General features: G+C 48.7%; 14 protein-coding genes and 4 tRNA genes. 13 read left to right on the top strand and 5 right to left on the bottom strand.

Features of this window, described 5'->3' with window-relative positions:
• Nucleotides 1–172 precede the first annotated feature (172 nt).
• From trpR to AK963_RS00260, 7 genes are all read left to right on the top strand, one after another.
• Nucleotides 173–445 (top strand): trp operon repressor, encoded by a 273-nt coding sequence (trpR, locus tag AK963_RS00290; protein WP_066013060.1) that lies wholly within the window; start codon nucleotides 173–175, stop codon nucleotides 443–445.
• A 73-nt stretch (nucleotides 446–518) separates the two neighbouring features.
• Nucleotides 519–1,781, top strand: coding sequence for an amino acid permease (locus AK963_RS00285; protein WP_066013058.1), 1,263 nt, complete (start codon nucleotides 519–521; stop codon nucleotides 1,779–1,781).
• 147 nt (nucleotides 1,782–1,928) lie between these two features.
• Entirely contained in the window at nucleotides 1,929–3,020 is a 1,092-nt protein-coding gene (ychF, locus tag AK963_RS00280) for a redox-regulated ATPase YchF (protein WP_066013055.1), read from the top strand.
• Nucleotides 3,021–3,187: 167 nt separating this feature from the next.
• Nucleotides 3,188–3,264, top strand: a tRNA-Met gene (locus tag AK963_RS00275).
• Between the two features lie 103 nt (nucleotides 3,265–3,367).
• Nucleotides 3,368–3,442 (top strand) — tRNA-Gln (locus tag AK963_RS00270).
• A gap of 91 nt (nucleotides 3,443–3,533) precedes the next feature.
• A tRNA-Met gene (locus AK963_RS00265) sits at nucleotides 3,534–3,610 on the top strand.
• Nucleotides 3,611–3,641: 31 nt separating this feature from the next.
• A tRNA-Gln gene (locus AK963_RS00260) sits at nucleotides 3,642–3,716 on the top strand.
• A 34-nt stretch (nucleotides 3,717–3,750) separates the two neighbouring features.
• On the opposite strand, the gene AK963_RS00255 is transcribed toward AK963_RS00260, so the two are convergent.
• Complete coding sequence (locus tag AK963_RS00255) at nucleotides 3,751–4,968, bottom strand: dipeptidase (RefSeq protein ID WP_066013054.1); 1,218 nt, start codon at nucleotides 4,966–4,968, stop codon at nucleotides 3,751–3,753.
• Between the two features lie 238 nt (nucleotides 4,969–5,206).
• Between AK963_RS00255 and AK963_RS00250 the strand changes: the two genes are divergently transcribed.
• The gene (locus AK963_RS00250; RefSeq protein ID WP_066013053.1) at nucleotides 5,207–6,079 is read left to right on the top strand and encodes a hypothetical protein; all 873 of its coding nucleotides are present in this window, start codon (nucleotides 5,207–5,209) and stop codon (nucleotides 6,077–6,079) included.
• Between the two features lie 391 nt (nucleotides 6,080–6,470).
• On the opposite strand, the gene AK963_RS00245 is transcribed toward AK963_RS00250, so the two are convergent.
• Nucleotides 6,471–6,947, bottom strand: coding sequence for an Lrp/AsnC family transcriptional regulator (locus AK963_RS00245; RefSeq protein WP_066013051.1), 477 nt, complete (start codon nucleotides 6,945–6,947; stop codon nucleotides 6,471–6,473).
• A 366-nt stretch (nucleotides 6,948–7,313) separates the two neighbouring features.
• The gene (locus AK963_RS00240; RefSeq protein WP_066013049.1) at nucleotides 7,314–8,531 is read right to left on the bottom strand and encodes an OmpP1/FadL family transporter; all 1,218 of its coding nucleotides are present in this window, start codon (nucleotides 8,529–8,531) and stop codon (nucleotides 7,314–7,316) included.
• A 202-nt stretch (nucleotides 8,532–8,733) separates the two neighbouring features.
• Between AK963_RS00240 and AK963_RS00235 the strand changes: the two genes are divergently transcribed.
• A complete protein-coding gene (locus tag AK963_RS00235) occupies nucleotides 8,734–9,657 on the top strand; it encodes a LysR family transcriptional regulator (protein WP_066013047.1) in 924 nt (307 codons plus the stop codon).
• A gap of 31 nt (nucleotides 9,658–9,688) precedes the next feature.
• On the opposite strand, the gene AK963_RS00230 is transcribed toward AK963_RS00235, so the two are convergent.
• Nucleotides 9,689–11,209 carry a carotenoid oxygenase family protein gene (locus AK963_RS00230; RefSeq protein WP_066013045.1) on the bottom strand — a complete coding sequence of 507 codons (1,521 nt, stop codon included), beginning with the start codon at nucleotides 11,207–11,209 and terminating at the stop codon, nucleotides 9,689–9,691.
• Nucleotides 11,210–11,352: 143 nt separating this feature from the next.
• Between AK963_RS00230 and AK963_RS00225 the strand changes: the two genes are divergently transcribed.
• From AK963_RS00225 to brnQ, 3 genes are all read left to right on the top strand, one after another.
• Nucleotides 11,353–12,129, top strand: a complete 777-nt coding sequence (locus tag AK963_RS00225) for a TSUP family transporter (RefSeq protein WP_066013148.1) — start codon at nucleotides 11,353–11,355, stop codon at nucleotides 12,127–12,129.
• Nucleotides 12,130–12,410: 281 nt separating this feature from the next.
• Nucleotides 12,411–13,877, top strand: coding sequence for a cardiolipin synthase (gene cls / locus AK963_RS00220; protein ID WP_066013044.1), 1,467 nt, complete (start codon nucleotides 12,411–12,413; stop codon nucleotides 13,875–13,877).
• 294 nt (nucleotides 13,878–14,171) lie between these two features.
• Nucleotides 14,172–15,503 carry a branched-chain amino acid transport system II carrier protein gene (gene brnQ / locus AK963_RS00215; protein WP_083232361.1) on the top strand — a complete coding sequence of 444 codons (1,332 nt, stop codon included), beginning with the start codon at nucleotides 14,172–14,174 and terminating at the stop codon, nucleotides 15,501–15,503.
• Between the two features lie 54 nt (nucleotides 15,504–15,557).
• On the opposite strand, the gene AK963_RS00210 is transcribed toward brnQ, so the two are convergent.
• Entirely contained in the window at nucleotides 15,558–15,848 is a 291-nt protein-coding gene (locus AK963_RS00210; protein WP_066013039.1) for a PA4642 family protein, read from the bottom strand.
• Nucleotides 15,849–16,150: 302 nt separating this feature from the next.
• Between AK963_RS00210 and AK963_RS00205 the strand changes: the two genes are divergently transcribed.
• On the top strand, nucleotides 16,151–17,467 hold the full coding sequence (locus AK963_RS00205) for an amino acid permease (RefSeq protein WP_066013037.1): 1,317 nt from the start codon (nucleotides 16,151–16,153) through the stop codon (nucleotides 17,465–17,467).
• Nucleotides 17,468–17,599 lie beyond the last annotated feature (132 nt).

Below are 17,599 nucleotides of genomic sequence, written 5' to 3'. Positions count from 1 at the left end.
TTTTTTTGAGCGGATAATTCTATTTTTTGAGAACACCGAAAGCATGGTTAAGCCTGAATCTGGAATTCTGATTATTTTAGTTGTGCTTGTTAGTATTTTCCGTAATATCGACAATGCGTGTACTTTTGTACTGTTACATCAGTACAGGTGGCTGAGATAAATTGAACACGGCATGAAGACTGAGTCCTGGTTTCAGGTAATCAAACTGCTGAAGGGACAGCAGGATGTGGACGCGCTCCATGAGGTTATGGGGGTGTTACTGACTCGAGAAGAGCGGGAGGCAATTGGCTCAAGGTTGGCCATTATGCGGGCCCTGCTTTCGGGAGAAGAGTCTCAACGGGAGATCGCCAGGCGGATAGGGGTGAGCATCACCAAGGTGACCCGCTGTTCAAATTATCTCAAAACGCTGTCTGATGCTGAAATGTCTATGATTGAACAGATCTAAATAGTCAGTGTCTTATTAGAAAACAGACTTGAGCTGAATAAACAAACAGTTCCATAAAGCAGTAGGAATAATAATGTCTGAAGCAGTTATAACGGAAAGTTCTTCGGACTCTGCCAGGAAGCAGGGTTCGGTTCTTGGAGGAACGGTGATCGTTGCCGGAACCGCGATTGGTGCCGGAATGTTTTCACTGCCGGTAGCCACCAGCGGTCTCTGGTTTGGTTACTCAATGCTGCTGATGGTCTTTACCTGGTATTGCATGTACAGTGCCTCACTCTACCTTCTGGAAGCCAACCTGCGTTTCCCGCTGGGTGCGAGCTTCGATTCTATTGCCGAGGGCACCATTGGTTCTGTTGGTCGTGTTGTTAACGGGGCCTCTGTTGCCTTTCTTTGCTACATCCTGACTTATGCCTACATCTCGGGTGGCAGCTCCATCATTACTTATTCTCTGGAAGCTGTAGATGGCATCTCTCTGTCCCCTCCGATGGCCAGCTTTGTTTTTGCCTTGGTGCTATCGGCTATTGTAATGACCGGAACCCGTGCGGTAGATCGTGTGAGTACGGTGCTGATTGGCGGAATGGTAATAACCTTTCTATGGAGTATCAGCGGCTTACTGGGCAATGCTTCGTCTGACTATTTGATGCCGGGTCTGTCCTTTTCTGAAGTCTTTCCTTTCTCTTTCGGGGCATTGGGCTTTCTGACGGTCAGCTTTGGTATGCAGACTGCGGTACCCAGTATTACCCGTTACCTCAATAAAGATGGAAAGCAGGTAAGGTTTGCTCTTTTGACGGGCTCTCTGCTGGCTCTGGCGTTTTATGCTCTGTGGCAGTTCAGCTTCTTCGGAAACCTGCCACGAGAAGCGTTCCCTGCCATTATTGCTGCTGGAGGCAATATTGGCGATATGCTGGGTGCACTTTCCGAGTCTGGTCTTGCTATGAATATTTCGAATGTGCTGCAGTGGTTTGCCAATATGGCGGTGGCCAGCTCATTCCTGGGAGTAGCGCTGTGCCTGTTCGATTACATCGCTGACCTGTTTGGCTTCGACAATAGCTTTGTCGGTCGTTTAAAAACAGCTGCGATTACCTTTATTCCACCAACCCTGTTGGGGGTATTCCTGCCAAATGGCTTTATCACTGCCATTGGCTTTGCCGGGCTGGTACTGGTTGTATTCTGCATTCTGTCCCCGGTGGTCATGGCCTGGGTTGGCCGTCAGCGAGGAGAGGGTGGCTATCAGGTACCGGGTGGAACCTTGAGAATGGCCCTGATCTTCCTCTTTGGTATTGCTGCCATGATCCTTGCGGGGCTGGATTTGATGGGGGCTCTGCCAAAGTTTGGCTGACTCTTCTTTTATGTGATTTTATTGATCGCCCAGAGAGTCACTCTCTGGGCGTTTTTTTATCTGCAGGTACTAAAAGTTCTGAAATTTTTTCCCCCAGTCTTTATAATTCGCCCCCATTAGGTATCTTCAGGAGCGAGCAGAAGCGCTATGGGTTTCAAATGTGGCATCGTTGGATTGCCAAACGTTGGTAAATCAACGCTATTTAATGCCTTAACCAAGGCGGGTATTGATGCAGAAAACTTCCCATTCTGTACCATTGAGCCCAATGCCGGTGTTGTTGCCATGCCAGATCCCCGTCTGGATAAGCTGGCGGCAATCGTTAAACCTCAGCGAGTGTTGCCGACCACCATGGAGTTCGTGGACATCGCGGGCCTTGTTGAGGGGGCTTCCAAAGGAGAAGGCCTGGGTAACAAATTTCTGGCGAATATCCGTGAAACGGATGCGATTGCCCATGTGGTTCGCTGCTTTGCTAATGACAACGTCATTCATGTGGCCAACAAGATTGACCCCCGTGCTGATATTGAAATCATCAATATGGAACTGGTGCTGGCGGATCTTGAAAGCTGTGAAAAGCAACTGCAGCGTGTTGCCCGTTCTGCCAAGGGTGGTGATAAGGATTCAGTAGCCCAGAAGGGGCTGCTGGAAAAAGTCATTCCTCACCTTGAGGCGGGTAGCCCAGTTCGCTCTCTTGAAATGAGTGATGATGAGCGGAAGTTGGTTCGTTTATTCCACCTGCTGACTATCAAGCCCACCATTTATATTGCCAATGTGGATGAGGATGGTTTTGAGGATAACGAATACTTGGATACCGTTCGGGAAATTGCTGCCCAGGAAGGGGCGGTGGTGGTGCCGATCTGCAACAAGCTGGAATCAGAAATCGCTGAACTGGATGATGAAGAGCGTGCGGAGTTCCTGACCGATCTGGGGATGGAAGAGCCTGGTCTGGATCGTGTAATCCGAGCCGGTTATGAACTGCTTGGTCTGCAAACCTACTTTACTGCAGGGGTGAAAGAGGTCAGAGCATGGACAGTGAAGGTAGGTGCAACTGCGCCTCAGGCCGCCGGTGTGATTCACACTGATTTTGAGCGTGGTTTTATTCGTGCGGAAGTCACCAGCTATGATGATTTCATCAAATACAATGGTGAGCAGGGTGCCAAAGAAGCAGGCCGGCTGCGCGTAGAAGGCAAGGCATATATTGTTCAGGACGGTGATGTTATGCACTTCCTGTTTAATGTCTGAAACTTGCTGAAAAACTGCTATAAAGAAGGCATGCGAAAGCGTGCCTTTTTTCGTTGTGCTACCGAATCGCGTATTTGCCGGTCGTCGTATTATGAATCTGCTCTGCTTATATGCTTTTTGCTTGACAGGTTCGGGTGAAATCACTAAAGTGCGCACCATCTTTCGGCGGCTAGGTAGCTCAGTTGGTTAGAGCACAGCACTCATAATGCTGGGGTCGGCAGTTCGAATCTGCCCCTAGCTACCATCTAATCTTTTCAACAAGATACATGGTGGTTGCTAAAACGAGTTTTCGTATAGTAGCATCGGAAGTCCTTTGTGAGCGAAGAGTTAACTGTTCGCTTCTTTGCTGGGGTGTCGCCAAGCGGTAAGGCATCAGGTTTTGATCCTGACATGCGGGGGTTCGAATCCCTCCACCCCAGCCATTTATCCTGTTGTTGTGAAGTCGATGTAACAAAGGCTGGCATGTTTCTTGACATGAACGTTCGGAATCACGACAATAGCGACCGATTTAGTGGCTAGGTAGCTCAGTTGGTTAGAGCGCAGCACTCATAATGCTGGGGTCGGCAGTTCGAATCTGCCCCTAGCTACCACTTATTCGGATATGCATCCTGCATAAATAATTGGGGTGTCGCCAAGCGGTAAGGCATCAGGTTTTGATCCTGACATGCGGGGGTTCGAATCCCTCCACCCCAGCCATATAGAACCTTCCTGATTGCTCAGGAAGGTTTTTTTATGCCTCTGTTTTTTCTTCTGGAAGGTGTTTCATCAGAAACTTCTGAACGTTCTCACCCATAACTTTTCTGATTTCTGTTTCAGAGAAGCCTTTTCTTATCATCAATTCTGTCAAAACAGCCAGCTCAGACGCATCCAGGCTGACCTTTGTTCCTCCATCAAAATCTGAGCCCAGGGCAATATGATCCTCTCCCACCAGATCAATCGCATAACGCAGAGTATTAACAATCCCTTCTGGAGAGGTGTCGCAGATGGCGTCCCAGAATCCAATACCAATTAATCCGCCTTTCTCGGCGATACGCTGGATCAAGTTATCTGAAATGTTTCTGGGGGAGTCGCAGGTACCGAGAATACCGGTGTGAGAGATCACCACAGGACGTTTTGCCAGCTTCAGAACTTCATCAACCACGGATTCTGAAGAGTGGGCCAGGTCGACGATCATATTTAACGCTTCCATTCTGGCCAGAGCCCGGCGGCCAAAGAGGCTAAGACGGGAGCCGCTGACGCCGTGCAGAGAGCCGCCCAGTCGGTTGTCAAAGAAGTGGTGAAGACCAATCATGCGGTATCCAGCTTCGTAAAGGCCTTCCAGGTTATCAAGGTTGCCTTCAAAGGCGTGGGCTCCTTCCAGTGCCAGCAGTGCTGCAACTTGTTGGCTGCCTTGTTGGCGAGCAGTAAGAACCATTCCCAGATCCGACTGATTGCGAATAATTTTCAGGTCTTCAGGGTTGCTCTGTTCGAGTTTATGCAGCTTTCCAGACTGGTAAAGAGCCCTTTGATAAAGACTGTTCCAGGTGGCCGGTGGCCAGGCTTGAATCATTGCCAGCATGGTGATGCCGTCGGGTGCATCACTTTCATTTCGACTGTAATTCTGCCCTCTTGGGGATTTGGTCGGGACTGCAAATGTCTGTATGGCCACATTGCCTTGCTGGAGCCTTGGGAGGTCCACATGTCCATAGTTTTCTTGCTGACTCAGGTCTCGATTCCATAGCAGGCTATCTGCATGAAGGTCTGCAACGGTCAGCTGCTGATGGAGCCTGGAGGCTTCCTGAGAAATGGGATAAGGGGGGTGGGCGTTAATTTGGTTGGTGCCTTTTTCAATAGCGGCGGGGGCAAAGATCAGGGTGAATCCCAGCGCGATAATGATGAATATGGAAGTGATTGAGGCGGTGAGTTGCCACCCTTTGCTGATGCGGCGGTTTTGGTTTTCTTTCGTCATAGCCTGAAGCCTGTATACGACAAGTTGTTATTTTTATTAAGTGGTGTCAGGACGCGCTGTTAGTGTATCAGTGGAGTACCAAGGATAGCTAATGGAAAAACTGTGTTTTGGGTTAATAAACTCTGTATAGAAAACCACCTTTTTAAATTTATTTGAGATATTAAAAGGCGATTTTTTTAATCCCTAAATACACTGATAGCTGTGCATATAGTTTTGTCTATTCAGTTGGAGTCGTCTGATGCGGACATTGATATCCCAAAAGAAGGTTTTCCGGGCCCTGGCTTTTCTATGCCCTTTCCTGGTCGCGAGTGCTTTTGCTGGTCATCATGGTAAGGGGCCTTTAACGTTACAAAAAGAGCGAACACTGTCGGAGAGGGTTGAGGCTCTGCAAAAAGTCAGGCTTGCTGAAAGGCCTTCGCTCTATGCTGAAGAGCTGTTTATGATGCAGGCACCTGATTACAGTAAGCGGTTGTTTGTAGACAGTGGCAGCTTTGTTGCAGTCTCTCAGCATGTAGGTCAGCAGGCGACGGAAGATGTTATTAACTCCACACTGTTTGCACAGTTAGCTGCCAGCCATGACTACGACAAAAATACCCAGCTGACCCAGTGGTATGAAAGGTACACAGATGTTATGAGTCTACAGGGCTGGGATATCAGTGATTTTGAAGAAAGTTCGCTGTCTTCTGCTTCCACTGATCTAAGCGTCAGTGAGGTCATTTTCGATATATTGAAGGCAGCGCTGAAAGACCCTTCTGAACAGGCAATGGTGAATGCTGCTGTGGCTGCATTGAAAAAACTGGAGAAAGAGGGGCCGTTTATTTCACTGTTTAATCATTCTGCCATTGGTGCCAACCGTGCAAATTTTCAATCATCTTTTGTGACTCATGATGAGCATGGGTTGGTCAGTATGAATCTGGGGTATCTTGTGGTGGGCTTCAGAGACATCAGCTCTACCATTCTGTTTCTTCGAGTAAAGGAGGGCGAGTCCTGGATAAAGAGTCACAGTGAAACGATAAAGCTGGATTATGATGTTTTTAACCAAATACGTGATCAGATCATTGAAAAGCTGGGTGACAATGCCCGCTCGCAAGTAGCAGGCATTGATATATAAGTACCCAGTCATATGAAATCATATTTTTTGATTCAGTGGTCAGCCACTCCCGGTAACTGCTCCATGCGTTGCTCTAACTCCTGCATCCATGCAGTTGTGCAGCGTTACCGCTACGATCACATAGCTACGGCTATGCTCACTCCGCTGAGCTTTGCATAGTAACTAGGGGGCGTTACCAACTGGTTGAATGGCCACCCATTATTTGCACCATACAGCGTTGCTCACTGCTCATGTGGAGTAACCACACTACGCAGCTCGCGCCTTATCTGGCGCAAATAATGGGTGGCTGGTTGTATGTCCAGTTGGTAACGCCCCCTAGCCACTAAGCCAGAAATATTCGATTTCATATGATCAGATACTTAGAGCGTAATTTTTTTTATTCTTAGATCCATTAAGGCCTGAGATGGTTCAGCGGTAAAGCTGTCTTTCGAATGGGTTGCCGGAGAACAAAGCTGGAATGTACGCCGGTCACGCCCGGAATTCGTGTCACCTTGTTAAGCAGGAAATCCTGATAGTAATTCATATCAGGCACCATCACCTTGACCATATAGTCTGCTGATTGTCCGGTAATCAGCAGGCATTCAATTACTTCGTCATAACTGTTGATGGTTTCTTCAAAGTGCTCAAATCGCTCTGGCGTGTGTCTATCCATGCTGATATGAATCAGTACGGTAAGGTTTAGTCCCAGTTTTTCCGGGTTTAGCAGTGTTACTCTGTCTTTTATTAACCCTGACTCCTCCAGTTGCCTGACCCTACGTAAGCATGGGGAAGGCGTCAGCCCGATCAGGTCAGCCAGATCCTGATTACTGATGTGGGCGTTTTTCTGCAGCTCCTGAAGTATCCGGATATCGTAGCGATCGAGCTTCATGATATTTTCTTTTAATAATAGATGAGTTGTTGGCAGATTATTGCGTTATTTCAGGGTTTTATCCATTAATTCGCAATCTTTTGCCAAGCTGTTTTTTCTATACTTATCCCGTACTAAAGAGTGTCGCCAAAAGTGACATCCAGTCATCCCGGCCAAAAGCCTATGATGAAATAAGTATTCCCAACCAGGAATGCAGGTCAGAGTAACTCACAAGGTTCGATGATAGAGAGCAGAGAGCGTATTAACAGGCTAGGTGTTATGAGCTCAAACAAGATTACAGACCGCTGATTATCTGGGGAGATGATCAGCGGTTTTTGCTTTTTGATATGAATACTTCTTTATTCTGGGCGTTGCCAGGTATACGGATCAGAAGCGATAGTTGTACTGCAGGCTCAGAATATGAACGTCTGCAGCAGGTACTTCGGCGTGCATCATGCCCACTGGGCTGTGTTCATTGATGTCGACTTTCTGGCTTTTCAGATAGGCGTAACCGAAGTCAATACTCTGTGCTCTATCTACCTTGTAGCTTCCGCCTACACTGATCCAGATACGGTCTGCATCGGGAATCCGGAAGGTGCGGTACTCATTTCGAACCGGGCTGTTATCTCTGGCAATACCGGTTCGCCAGATCCATTGGTCGTTGTGCTGGTAAGTCATACCCACAGCGTAGCGCCAGCTTTCTGTCCACTGTTCCTGAATGGTGGGAAAAGCCTGACCATTGTCCAGATCGGTTGCCAGCTTATCAAAACTGGACCAGCCGGTGTGTAATGCACTGGCGTGGATCGCCAGCTGGTCATTGAACTGATGGTGAACGGACAGTTCTGCGATAGAGGGCAGTGTCAGATCAACAGAGCCTCCGGTATTCCAGTTTGGGTTGATATCGGATGAGACTTTTCCTTCCAGTGTCATTTTGACTTCAGAGCGATAACTCAATCCCATCCGGGTGGCTTCAGTAGCCTGCCAGATAATGCCGGCATTCCAGCCATAGCCCAGGTCATCGCCGGTCAGTTTTGACAACGTCATTGGGCTATGGGGTGTGGTCAGTGTTGAGGTCAGTGTTGCATCGGCATAAACAATGTTCACACCAAAACCAATACTCAGGTCATCTCTAACCTGGTAAGCAACGGATGGATTCAGATTGTAGGTCATCAGCTCGGTCTTATCCGCTGCTGGAGTGATACCGGAGGCGCTGCCGTAATGGGTTGCCAGACCGAAATTGCTGAAGCCTCCAATGCCAACTGTCCAGCGCTCATCTATCGGGCGTACGTAGTAAAATGTCGGAACTACTGCCTCATCAGCTACATTCTCTGCTATTTCGTAGCCATCCCGCTTCACATCTACTTCTGGCTTGATATAACTGATCGCTGTCGTAAAAACCTGCTTGTTCAGCAGGGACATGCCTGCTGCATTTCTTGCAATGACGGATGCGTCGTCAGCTATCGCCGCTTCACCTGCAAATGCGCGGCCCAGACCTGCAGCACTGTGCTCATTGACCTGGAAACCGGCAGCATTGGCGAGCATGGGGAGTGCTGCCAGTACTGCTGTTGAAAATGATGTACGGCTAAAATGTGTTCTGCGTGACATATAGGAATGGTCTTTTAGATGTATGTCTGCTCCTGCCGAGTTTTGTCGCCGATGGCAGGATACTTGAAAGTGCAGGCACTTTACCCAGACAAAGGTTTTCTTCCTATTGATTTATCTGGCTACCAGATTTGCGTTTTATGCATATCTCAAATGATGTCCGTTTTGCTTATACTGTCGCTCCCTTTGTCGAACCGGCCGCTCTATGGATATCGATGAGCTAAGGCGCTATGACCTGAACCTGCTGGTTCACCTGCATGTCCTGCTTGAAGAGTGCAGTGTGAGTCGTGCTGCCCGACACCTCAATCTGAGTCAGTCAGCCATCAGTCGCTCCCTTCAGCGTTTGCGCGAGCACTTTCAAGATGAGCTCTTTATTCGACGCCCTCACGGACTTCAGCCCACTGCCCGGGCGCTGGCCTTACAAAGTGAGCTTGCAGTTCTGCTTAAGCAGCTCTCATTGCTGGTGCGACCGGGTAACTTTGAGCCTGCACTGTGCAAGCGTCAATTTACCCTCAGCGCCATGGATCACATCGCTATTCAATTAATACCCGGGCTTCTGTCCTGGCTTGGACGAGTAGCACCGGATGTCCGATTAAGACTGCATTCCTGGAATAACGACAGTATCCGGGACATGGCTTCTGGCCGTCTCGATCTGGCGATCAACTTTGTTGCCCAGGATCGACCCGACCTGTACCAGCGAATACTTTGCCCGGCAACACCGGTCGGTATGGTCGGTCATGATCACCCTCTGGCCAGCAGACAGGCGCTGACAATGGCAGAGCTGATTTCTGTACCGCATGTGATGGTGGATATCGCTGAATTTTCCGAAATGGGGCGGTTTGATCGTGAGCTTGCCCGTAAAGGATTGTCGAGAACCATTATTCTGGAAACCAGTGATATCCAGCTTGGCCTGGAAGTCGCAGCGAGTAATCAGGCGCTGATGATTGGCACCCGTGAAATGTCAAAGACCCTCACCAAAAGGCACCATCTGGTGTTGCTGGAACTACCTGCAGGTGTCACCTTCATGCAGCTGAACTATCTGCTGACCTGGCATCGGTTACAGCATCAGGATCCAGGCCAGTGCTGGTTCCGGCAGGTAGTATACGATCACTGTCTGGCATTACGTTGAAGCGTTATACCCATTAAATTTTCTATGTCAGTTATGAGATGTTGAACGGTTCAGCGTATCCTTTACCTGACCATGTGCCATGGAATGAGAGCGGGCTATGGTGACGCAAATGAATCAGAGCCATTGGGCCTGCACTCACATGTGCTGCATCCAGTATGGCGAGAAAGCTTTTTCCTGTCTGGCCATTTAAGGCCATTGACAGTAGAAAGCCCCTGTTTTCTGCCATTCCCTCCGGGACAAATATTGCCTCACCGACATGAACCTGTTGGCCGAAATCGTATTGGTCCTGTACACCTGTACTCAAATTAATTCGGGTAACCCCGCTGTGAAAGAAGTTGCCCGGTGAGCCAAAGGTGGCGTAGCCAAACTGGCTTCGCAGGCCTCCCAGTTCAGGATGGATAATCGGGAACTCAAGGTTACCATCGGTGATTGGCTCTTCACTTAGCGTTAATTGTTGCATATTAATGATGTAGCGGTAGGCGATTCCGGAGTTGAAAGTCTGGGTGAGCCTTCCCTGCATAATGGCACGCATCTGAGGGTCTTTGCCTATGAAGTGGTCTGGTGAGTCATAGGCAATAAAATCAGCAATGAGTTCACTGCCTTTCTCCCAGGCGTTGAAACTGTGCCACATAAATCGTGCAGGTGCTCTGAAGTGTCTTACGGGCATTGCCGGGTCCCTGGGAATAACAACGACCTGGTTGCCAAGGGCTGGGTTCCATTTCAGGCAGTCAGTGAAGCTGTAAAGCCCGGCGAGCATTGGAAGTGGGCTGAATTCGATGGCATGCAGGCAGATTATTGTGAACTGATCGGTTGCGAAAAAGTCATGGATGTAGCAATCCCGTGGCATGGATACTTTCCGATGATCGATGACTTGCCCTTTCGGGGATCGCACAATAACTTCTGCGGAAGGAGCGGGCCCATGATTCCAGCCGATAAATGTCCAGTTTCCAGTTGCTCCGGATCGTTTGGCATGGGCTTTCAGGTTTGTGGGTGCCGTTGTTGGTGAAATGCGGTGCTCGCCTAAATCTTTCAGGGACAGGGGGTCCAGTGCAAATGGTTGGTTCACTTCGTCATGTGCGGTCAGAACGCCATCCATCAGATAGGTGGTAATGCCAGCCTGGGAGAGTGGTGGGCTGCCGGGAATATTCTCCCAAAGCCCGGGAGCCAGTGTTGTCCATGTTGGAAAAAGAAATCGCCCTGCGGCCTGCTCCCTGAGGTATTTAGGTGTTCTTACAAAATGGTTGCGATAGCGAGCTTTGCCATCCATCAGGTCTATGGCCTGAATCATGCCATCACCATCCAGAATATGCTGCTTTCTATATCCGCCGCGTTCAAACAGGCCCGGGCCATTTCTGTATAGTGTCCCCGCCAGTCTGTCAGGAATATCTCCTTCTACTTCGGCAAGATAATCGTACTCACCGCACAGACTGACGCCCAGTAAGGCCTGCCATGGATATTCAATGGTTTGCCGTGCGAGAAGGCTTAACGATGATGTAGAACCTAAAGCCATCAGGCCAAGAGACTTGATGCAATGCCTGCGGGTTATTGCCATGTCTGTCCAGAGCGTCAGGTAAGGGGTTGGTCATAAGTAAGTAGATTCCGTTGGGCTTGGCGTCAAATTTGCCTGAATATTTTTTTCTGGACGTTCTATTATTACGCTTCAATGAACCCACCCTCGATCAGCAAGGATTGACCTTGGACGTAACTATCACTCTGGATCTTGTCGTTTTCCTTTTTGCTGTGGCCTCGGTGGCTGGATTTGTTGACTCTATTGCAGGTGGAGGGGGATTGATTTCAATGCCTGCACTTCTTGCTGCGGGGCTTCCACCGGTTCAGGCACTGGCAACCAATAAACTCCAGGGGGCTGCTGGTACATTGTCCGCCAGTGTTTATTTTATCTCCAAGGGTGCGGTTAATCTCAGAGAGATACGCCTGGCAATCGTCATGACCTTTATTGGCAGCATGATGGGGACGCTGCTGGTGCAGAGAATTGATGCCGGGGTGTTGGATCAGGCCATTCCATTCCTGCTGATTGGTATCGTTCTCTACTTTCTTTTTTCACCTCGACTGAGCAGTGACCAGTCACGACAGCTTATATCTCTACCGGTGTTTTCATTTACAGTTGCCGTGGTGATTGGTTTTTATGATGGCTTCTTTGGTCCAGGTACCGGCTCGTTTTTTACCATGGCGTTTGCAGGGTTGCTGGGTTATTCCATCACCAGTGCTACCGCTCATACCAAAGTACTGAATTGCACCAGTAATTTGGCAGCTCTGCTATTTTTTATCATTGGTGGGCATGTGGTCTGGGCAGTTGGTCTGGTGATGATGCTTGGCCAGGTTATTGGTGCCAGGCTTGGCTCTCATGTAGTACTTAGCCGCGGCGAGTCTTTGATTCGTCCAATGATTGTCTGCGTTTCTCTGGCTATGACGGCCAAACTTCTTTGGGGAGATTATGGACATTTGCTCCAGTGAAAGGCATCTTGTCTGAAACCATTGTCCTTTTTCCCTGTTAAGGTTTTCCGCTACCGGGTGGCCTTTCAGGTAATGCCAATTTCGTTTTCGAACTCCGTTATCTGTCGGGAGGCAGGTTAGAAAGGTATTGCTCCAGGCTCTGTTGACATAAGTTTGCAGGCTCAGCTCTAAAGGCCGGGTTCATGGCCGGAATAATAACGAAATGTTGTCGTTGAGTACTTCTGGCCAGAATGCCTGAACCGTTAGAAAATGCAGTTGGCGTAATTTTGGAACCTTAGTGCATGGAAACAACCTGGTATAGCTGGCTGTTTGGTGCTGCCTATTTAAGCGCCATTGTTGCTTTTGCGGTTGTGGTGATCATGACCCGAAGGCCTGTGGGCGTTTCCCTGGCCTGGCTTGTGCTGCTTTTTGCACTGCCTGTAGCGGGATTTGTTCTGTATCTTTTATTTGGTTCCCCCCGTCTGGGTATCCGTCGTTTAAAGCGCATGCGTGCACTCTATCCGGATTATGCACAATGGTATCAGCACTTGTCCCGGATTATCTCAGACAGTGAACCATCCCGCTGTCCGGTGACCACTCATCATGGCATTTTTTCATTGGCAGAAAAGAGCATGAGCATCCCCCTTCTGCCAGGCAATCATCTCCAGCTTTTCTCAGGTTTTGAAAACATTATCGAACACCTGCTGCGTGATATAGAAAATGCCAGGCAGAGTGTCGTGATTGAGTTCTACATATGGGAGCCGGTCGGCCGAGCAGAAGAAGTGGCGGAAGCAGTTATCCGTGCTTCCAGGCGAGGGGTTGATTGTCTGGTCGTGCTGGATAATGTCGGCAGCCGGGGATTTTTGAATGGTTTATGGGCCCGTCGTTTTCGCCTGGAAGGAATCAGTGTTACTGCATCTATGGCAGCAGGACCTTTTCGAATGCTGGTGGAACGTATCGACATTCGTAACCATCGGAAAATACTGGTTGTTGATGATCAGGTAGCCTGGACTGGCAGTTTTAACCTGGTTGATCCTTCCCTGTTTAAACAGGACGCTCAGGTCGGGCAGTGGGTGGATGCCATGGTCAGAATTGATGGTGTAGCTGCTCATGTGCTCGGTGCCATCGTACAGTGGGATAAAGCACTGGAAACCGGGCAGGGGCATCCATCGTTTAATCGACAGTATGAGTACCCCTCGGCTGAGCACCGTGGGCGGGACGGTGCGTTTGTGCACGTTCTGCCATCCGGACCTGATGTGGATCGGGAAATGCTGCAGCAGGTTCTATTGACTGCTATCTATGAGAGTCGTCAGGAACTCTTGATCAGTACACCGTATTTTGTGCCCGATGAATCTTTGCTGACAGCATTGAAGTCGGCAGCTATGCGTGGTGTTGATGTCCAGTTACTGGTTCCCGAGAAAAATGACTCGAAAATGGTTCATCATGCCAGTCGCTCCTATTACCAGGAGTTGCTTCAGGCTGGAGTCACCATTCAGCAGTTTAGAGGAGGGTTGCTGCATACCAAGTGTGTTCTGGTAGACCGTGAAACCGCTCTGTTTGGTACCGTAAATCTGGATATGCGCAGCGTCTGGTTGAATTATGAAGTGACGTTGATTGTCTATGATGACGGTTTTGGTCAGCAGATTTTCCACGTGCTCCAGTCATACATGAGTCAGGCGGGTGAGGTGGATATCAACCGTTGGGCAAAAAGACCTTTTCGACGGAAACTGCTGGAGAATACTCTGCAATTGTTAAGCCCACTGTTGTGACAGGATCCTGCGTACAGCGTTGATAGTGATTGCTATTGACGTTAGGCACTTACTTCAGGAAATGTTCCTTTAATATCGATTAAATCTCAATAAATCCTGCTTTTTTGTAATTTTTAGGTGAAAACACTGATACGGCTAAAGTCTCATCTGTGAAATAAAGGCTACCCTCAGGAGGCCTTTATTTCGCCTCTCCAAGCTCACTTCTAACAATATATTTTTTCTGGTTATAGGGTTTGCCGGCCTCGTATGGTCAGCTGGCAGGTTTCCAGAAAGAATGGGTACAGGGGACAGGTTTTGCCGCAGACGTTAAAAGCCACAGACATCATGGCCACGGGCCTGATGACATTTGCTCTCTTTCTGGGAGCAGGAAATATCATCTTTCCTCCATTTCTGGGGCATATGGCCGGCACTGAGCTGATTATTGCGATGCTGGGATTCCTTCTGACCGGTGTAGGCCTGCCGCTGCTGGGGGTGATCGCCTGTGCCCGTGCCGGTGGTGGCCTGGAAAAACTGACAGCCATTTTTCCTCCAAAAATTGCATTGTCTTTTGCGGTTGTTCTCTTTCTTGCCATCGGCCCCTTGTTTGCTGCTCCCAGAACAGCCGTAGTTTCTTATGAACTGGGTCTGCTCCCCTTTATTGGTGAGTCTGGCAAGGTTTCGCTGGCACTGTTTTCGGTAGCATTTTTTGCTGTTGCACTGTATCTGGCGTTATTTCCGGGCAGGCTGGTTGAGACGGTTGGTAAGCTGATTACACCTCTGCTGGTGGTTGTTCTGGGGATTATCGCAATTGGTGCTTTTCTATTTCCCCAGAGTGAAGCAGGCGCAGCCACTGAGTCCATGGTCAGTCAGGGGTTCTTTAATGGCTTCCGCGAAGGTTACCAGACTATGGACACCCTGGGTGCCCTGGTATTTGGTGTCGTAATTATCAATGCCATTCAAAGTAAAGGTGTGACTGATACACGACAGGTTGCACGTTATACATTTATCGCAGGTCTGATTGCTTCTGCTGGTTTGTCGTTGGTTTATCTGGTGTTGGGTTACATTGGTTCCACCAGTCATCAACTGGTGGCAGCTCCGCAAAATGGTGCAGAGATTATCAGCCTGTTTGTCAACGCTGTTTTTGGCTCCTGGGGTAAGGTGGTACTGGCTATTACGGTTATTCTGGCCTGTTTGACCACTGCTATTGGCTTGCTCAGTGCCTGTGGTGAATATTTCTCCCGTGTGTTTCCTGCGCTGAATTATCGCACTTGGGTAATTATCTGTGCCCTGTCCAGCGCACTGATTGCCAACGTTGGATTGAATACGCTGCTGAAGGTGACCATTCCAGCGCTTCTGATTATCTATCCTGTAGCGATCGCTTTGATTGTTGTGACACTGCTGAAGTCGTTGCTGGCAAAACCAGAGCGGGTAATGACGTTTGTTCTTATTCCAGTTGGTCTTATCAGCATCGTAGAAGGACTGCATGCAGCTGGCCTGTCTTTTGTTGAGCCAGCCTACGCTTTGCTTGCGTATTTGCCTCTGCAGAAAGAAGGTCTGGTCTGGCTGTTGCCCGGGATTCTGGGGGGCGTGCTCGGTATGATAACGTCAGTTCGTTCCTCAGAAGCTGCTAAGCCTGTTCAGGGATAACAGGCTGAACCACATATCAGGCTGCCCGGCGAACAGTCGGGTAGCCTGTGTGTTTTAATGCCTGACTGCGTCAGTGAGGGCTTTAAGGTACGGTTCACCATGATGATGTTGTGTGATGGTTTCGGCCAGTGCTTTTCCATCACTGTCCTGGGCATTCAGATCCAGGCCTGCTTCCAGATAAAATGGAATAAAGCGGGCAAAATCATCCGCTCGCAGGTAGCGGTAGGCTCTTAACAGAATGTGATAGTCTCGACTGCTGCCAGCTGCTGGCTGCAGTGTCAATAACGCTTTCAAGCGCTCATCACTTAATTCCTCTCCAATGACTTTCTGTTTATCTTTCTTCATGGCTGATTCACTGTTCAGTGTTTTTTATGGGGCGCTGGGTGAAATCAATAAGCAGGTTGATATTTTACTGCGCTGGAAGCAAAGGTATATAACCTGGATAGGATTTTTTGAGATTACATTAAGCGTAAAAAGAATAAGAGAAGGTATGAGAGCCTCTTTTTCTGTATAGCCTTTGTTAGAAATGTGTTTTTCAGAGAAAAACGCATACAACTCATCCCTGCATCTATAATTGTTGCTGTTAAAAAGGAATTTTCGAAATTACTGCCTGGATAGCACCGATTTACCAGCAATTTGGGTGATGTATGTCGGATAGCTCAGTAGACAGTCTTGAAAGCCTGAAGCCTATGAAGGACAAGGAGTTAGATCAGGCAGCGGAAGTTCGATGGACTTCCAGGGATACTGGCTGGATGTTGAACCTGTTTGGTACGGCAATAGGTGCTGGTGTTCTTTATCTGCCCATTACCGCCGGTTCCGGTGGAATCTGGCCACTGATTATTATGTCAGTGCTTGCTGGGCCCATGGTCTGGTTGGCTCATCGTAATCTGGTGCGTTTCTGCCTATCTTCCTCCAGTCAGGAAGGAAATATCACCACAACCGTAAGAGAACATTTTGGCGAGCGGACAGGGCGCATACTGACTCTGGCTTATTTTCTTTCTGTTTATCCCATCTTGCTGCTGTATGCCATTGGTATCACTAATGTGGTTATCAGTTACCTGGAGTATCAACTTCAGATAATGCCTCCTGACAGGGGCTTGTTGAGTTTAGGGCTGGTCAGTATGTTGGTGCTGGCAATGCATACGGGTGAAGCCTGGATGCTCCGGGCGGTGAAGATCATGGTTTACCCACTGGTCTTTACCTTGGTAGCCGTCTCCATCTACCTTATTCCACAATGGAACGGTGCTGTTTTTGATCAGCCGGTGAATCTTAAGGACTCGCTTCTGGTGCTGTTTATCACCACACCTTTATTGATATTTTCATTCAACCATTCGCCAGCCTGTTCTGCGTTTGCCCATGCCTATCGGGTTCGTTTTAGTGATGCTGGCACCTGCCATAAGAAAACGGGTCAGATATTAAAGCGGACTACCCTGCTATTACTGGCAGTTATCCTGCTGTTTGTATTCTCCTGTGTGTTGAGCCTGACGCCTCAGGAGCTGCTGCAGGCACGTGAAGAAAATGTCCCAGTACTTTCTGTGCTGGCTTACCGGTCTGATAATACGATTTTCTCCATCATTGCCCCTGTTATTGCTTTTCTGGCCATTGCCAGCTCCTTCTTTGGTGTTTACCTGGGGGCTCTGGAAGGGTTACAGGGTTTTATAACCCAGCAGTGGGTTCGACATAATATCCACCGCCCTCTGCCACATGGCGCTCTGCATAGAGGCTGCATCCTGTTTATTCTTATGACCTGCTGGGGGGCTGGTTATGCCAACTGGGATGTTATCAATATGGTGGAAATGCTGGTGGTTCCCGTTCTGGCAACGATTCTTTATCTGATGCCGGTGTATGCTTTTTATCGGGTTAATTCGCTGAAATTATTTAGAAATCCTGCTCTGGATGCCTTTATTTTTCTGGTTGGGGTGATCGCTATAACTGGTTTTTTGTTCAGCCAGTTACTCTCTTAAAGCATTACTGGGAAAAGTGGTTTCTAGGTGACATGATTTTGACGTAGCCCATGCTTTACAGAGTCATTATGTTCGGTTGTCTGTTTTTTCGAAGCAGGCTACTGCTTTTTTAATTGAGCCTTCTGGTACAGC

Source organism: Endozoicomonas atrinae (assembly GCF_001647025.1).
GTDB lineage: Bacteria > Pseudomonadota > Gammaproteobacteria > Pseudomonadales > Endozoicomonadaceae > Endozoicomonas > Endozoicomonas atrinae.
The sequence above is the reverse complement of the archived record's forward strand: the minus strand, read 5'-3'. Positions and strand labels throughout refer to the sequence as shown.

Bases quoted from the DNA above. Each gene is read 5' to 3' on its own strand.
- trpR (WP_066013060.1), top strand. From the start codon at position 173: ATGAAGACTGAGTCCTGGTTTCAGGTAATCAAACTGCTGAAGGGACAG.
- AK963_RS00250 (WP_066013053.1), top strand. From the start codon at position 5,207: ATGCGGACATTGATATCCCAAAAGAAGGTTTTCCGGGCCCTGGCTTTT.
- AK963_RS00240 (WP_066013049.1), bottom strand. From the start codon at position 8,531: ATGTCACGCAGAACACATTTTAGCCGTACATCATTTTCAACAGCAGTA.
- AK963_RS00230 (WP_066013045.1), bottom strand. From the start codon at position 11,209: ATGGCAATAACCCGCAGGCATTGCATCAAGTCTCTTGGCCTGATGGCT.
- AK963_RS00255 (WP_066013054.1), bottom strand. From the start codon at position 4,968: ATGACGAAAGAAAACCAAAACCGCCGCATCAGCAAAGGGTGGCAACTC.
- AK963_RS00210 (WP_066013039.1), bottom strand. From the start codon at position 15,848: ATGAAGAAAGATAAACAGAAAGTCATTGGAGAGGAATTAAGTGATGAG.
- AK963_RS00285 (WP_066013058.1), top strand. From the start codon at position 519: ATGTCTGAAGCAGTTATAACGGAAAGTTCTTCGGACTCTGCCAGGAAG.
- cls (WP_066013044.1), top strand. From the start codon at position 12,411: ATGGAAACAACCTGGTATAGCTGGCTGTTTGGTGCTGCCTATTTAAGC.
- AK963_RS00245 (WP_066013051.1), bottom strand. From the start codon at position 6,947: ATGAAGCTCGATCGCTACGATATCCGGATACTTCAGGAGCTGCAGAAA.
- AK963_RS00205 (WP_066013037.1), top strand. From the start codon at position 16,151: ATGTCGGATAGCTCAGTAGACAGTCTTGAAAGCCTGAAGCCTATGAAG.
- ychF (WP_066013055.1), top strand. From the start codon at position 1,929: ATGGGTTTCAAATGTGGCATCGTTGGATTGCCAAACGTTGGTAAATCA.
- AK963_RS00235 (WP_066013047.1), top strand. From the start codon at position 8,734: ATGGATATCGATGAGCTAAGGCGCTATGACCTGAACCTGCTGGTTCAC.